Source organism: Spongiactinospora gelatinilytica (genome assembly GCF_003236385.1).
In the GTDB taxonomy this organism is placed as follows: Bacteria; Actinomycetota; Actinomycetes; order Streptosporangiales; family Streptosporangiaceae; genus Spongiactinospora; species Spongiactinospora gelatinilytica.
This window is the reverse complement of the sequence record NZ_POUA01000608.1, coordinates 1-2710: the sequence shown is the minus strand read 5'-3', so window position 1 is coordinate 2710 and position 2710 is coordinate 1. Positions and strand designations below refer to the sequence as shown.

Here is a 2710-nt window from a genome sequence, read left to right as displayed (position 1 = left end):
CCCCCCGGACTTCGCGCAGTTCCTCCTCGCCGCCCCCGACTGGGACGACGACCTCGAATTCCCCAGAAACAAGGACCTGCCCCCGCGAACCAGACCTCGATGCCTGACCGCCGTACGCCCGCGAGGTGCCCTCCAAGGGCCAGTGCTTTCAGGCCGCCCCCATCCGGGCCAGGATGCCGAGCTGTACCGCCAACGCGGCCACCAGCTCATACGGCCCCTGCCGGGCGAACTCGGGCAGCACCCCGGCCGCCTTCTGCTCTCTGGTGGGCGGTACGTGCTTGCTCGCCCACCACCATCCGTTCCGCACGTATACGTGCCAGCCGGGGTAGGTGCTCTCGATCGCGGCCAGGTGAGCACGCTCCCACGGGCTCAACTCGGTCACGGGGCGACCTCCCACGCATCCCCCGCGACCGAGGTCGTCGCCCCATCGGCGCGGTACGCGGTGACCAGCGTGGTCCCGTACTCGTAGCCGATACGGACGAACGACAGGCGCGCGTACCGGACCCGTCCTCGGCCCTCGGCCAAGGAGGCCAGGGCGTCGAGCATCGTCTTCTCAGCGGTGACCTCACATCGGTCACACCACTCGCACCGCGCTCACCGCCCTCGACCTCCCAGACGAGAAGCAGGCCGACATCTCGGGCGGTGGATCCGCCCCCGCTCTCTCGGCGCACGATCATGGCTCACGCCTTCACTGTTCGCAGCACGTGCATGATTCGCTCGGCCGTCTGGGAGACGTCTGCGACGGGCCCGATTCCGGGACCCCAACTCCAGCGGAACGCCCCATCCGTGTAGAGGATCAGTTCGTTCATTGAAGGCTCCTCAGGGTTCCGCACCCATAGGGCCGCCTTCTGTGCTGTGTCGCGAAACTCAGCCGGCCACCCCCGTTCCATCAGGGCGGCTTGTAGTCGTTCGAGCTGGGTTCGCGTCTCCAGTGCCGTCTCAGGCTCCATGGGCACGGAAAGTAGTCGCCTGCTAACTCGGCGATTCCACACCTGTGAACCCGCTGAGCCGGGCTGCGGTCGGTCAGTGGGGAAGGCCCATCCGCGCCGCCATGCCACGCAGTACACGTCCGGCAGCGGTGGACCTGACCTGCTGCAACAGTACTCCGACCGTCTCGCGGGCCTTCGCGTCGTTACGGAACTTGTGCGGGGCGACGTTCTCGGCGCGGTGAAGCCACTCGACGGCCCGCTCCCTGGCACGCGGATCGCGAGCCAGCCCCCGTCCCACGTCGGTCAGGAAGGCCGTATGCCTTCCGCTGCGCTCGGCCAGGCGGTGCTCTTCGACCCTGCGGGCCAGCTCCAGTACGCCGCCGCTCTCACCCTGCTCCACAGCGAGCGAGATGCGCCAGACATTGACGTTCGTGGTCGAGAACGCGCCCCAGTTGGCTCCGGGCGCGTCCGCCGTCCGTCCGGCGAGTTCGGCCGCGTGATCGAGCCAGTGCCGGGCGCGGGAGGCGTCGGCGGCAACTGTGGCGGCCATGGACGCGGCGAGGGTCAGCATGCCGAGCACGTGGACGCCGGTATCGTCCCTGACGTGCGGCTGGAGGCGATCGACGGCCTGCTCCGCCGCCGTGAGCCGGACTCGCCAGGTGGTCGCCGGCATCGTGTGAATCCGCAGGGAATCGGCCTTTCCCCGGTTGACCGGGTCGCCGAGGATGGCGGCGACCTCCCCCGCGCGCATTGCGGCGATGTGGGAAAGATCCCCGTAGCCGAGATCCTTTGTGGTGAACGTTGCCATTTGGAACGCCTCGATAAGGCCTTCGAGCGCCAGCCGGTGCTCGGCCTCACCGGCGGGAGCGGCCGCGTGGACATGCAGTTCGTCGATGATCGCCGGGAGTGGCCGGCCCACCTCGCGGAACTTGTACTTGCTGTGGTCGAGCCGGTCCATCTCGGCGAGGAGTTCGGGGAGCGGGCGAGCGCGGTCGGCGAGCGGAGCGGTCAGCGTGTTGGCGATCAGGGCGGCACGGAGCTGCGGGATCATCGCGTGCGGTGCGGATTGGGCAGGGTCCTTGGTCAGGTGTGGGCCACCGACCAGTTCGGTCTCCGAGACCTGCAAGGCATCGGCGAGAGCGGCGATATAAGACCGTCGATCAAGGGCACGTTCGCCGCGTTCCGCCATGGACAGGTAGCTTTTGCTCATCCCGGCGAGGTCCGCCAGTTCGACCAGTGACAGCTTTCGCCATTTGCGGAGCATCCGTAGCCGAGCACCGATGGTGGCCTGGTCGTACATAAGCCCTGCGCCTCCCGAGCCGCCCGCTGACATCAGGCTAGGCGTACGGCCTTTGCCATGCCAGGGATTCGCATATGCCGAACCACGGCCGCTGAACTTCGGAACCGCCCGGGCTTATGTGGGAGCCGTCTCCGAGGGTCTCGTGGGCAGCAGTCGGGGGGATTTGGGGAATCTCTGATGGTTCAGGGCGGTAATCGGTATACGTCTGGGCGCAAGCGTCGCGAGAGGCCCTTTGTGCCCTGTCGTAGCTGGAGAGGGCGTGCTGGGTGCGCTGGAGGCCGGGTTAGCCGATGCTGGAACGGCGAGGTAGTACGGCTTATGCGATATGCCGGGCACCGGGGCGTCACTGTGAACGGCGGACGGCGAGGGGCGGCGTGCCGTATGCCCGGGCGGAGCCCGGGCCTGGGAAAACAGGCCGAGCGTCAGCGAGGTCCACCTCTTGTGGCGGGGGTGGACCGAGGTGGTGGAGTCGGTCCACCCC

The 2710-nt window shown here is 68.0% G+C and carries 4 protein-coding genes; all 4 read right to left on the bottom strand.

Features of this window, described 5'->3' with window-relative positions:
- Window positions 1-148 precede the first annotated feature (148 nt).
- The 4 genes from C1I98_RS37600 to C1I98_RS37595 all read right to left on the bottom strand — a co-directional run bounded on the left by C1I98_RS37600 (window position 149) and on the right by C1I98_RS37595 (window position 2229).
- Window positions 149-382 carry a hypothetical protein gene (locus C1I98_RS37600; RefSeq protein WP_111172015.1) on the bottom strand — a complete coding sequence of 78 codons (234 nt, stop codon included), beginning with the start codon at window positions 380-382 and terminating at the stop codon, window positions 149-151.
- Window positions 379-546, bottom strand: a complete 168-nt coding sequence (locus C1I98_RS42270) for a hypothetical protein (RefSeq protein ID WP_158558374.1) — start codon at window positions 544-546, stop codon at window positions 379-381. The genes C1I98_RS37600 and C1I98_RS42270 overlap by 4 nt, the downstream gene beginning before the upstream one ends.
- A 134-nt stretch (window positions 547-680) precedes the next feature.
- Window positions 681-809, bottom strand: coding sequence for a hypothetical protein (locus C1I98_RS45215; protein ID WP_267898110.1), 129 nt, complete (start codon window positions 807-809; stop codon window positions 681-683).
- A gap of 214 nt (window positions 810-1023) precedes the next feature.
- Window positions 1024-2229: a helix-turn-helix domain-containing protein gene (locus C1I98_RS37595; protein WP_158558373.1), complete on the bottom strand. Its 1206-nt coding sequence runs from the start codon at window positions 2227-2229 to the stop codon at window positions 1024-1026.
- Between the last annotated feature and the right edge of the window lie 481 nt (window positions 2230-2710).

Bases quoted from the DNA above. Each gene is read 5' to 3' on its own strand.
- C1I98_RS37595 (WP_158558373.1), bottom strand. From the start codon at position 2,229: ATGTACGACCAGGCCACCATCGGTGCTCGGCTACGGATGCTCCGCAAA.
- C1I98_RS45215 (WP_267898110.1), bottom strand. From the start codon at position 809: ATGAACGAACTGATCCTCTACACGGATGGGGCGTTCCGCTGGAGTTGG.
- C1I98_RS42270 (WP_158558374.1), bottom strand. From the start codon at position 546: ATGCTCGACGCCCTGGCCTCCTTGGCCGAGGGCCGAGGACGGGTCCGG.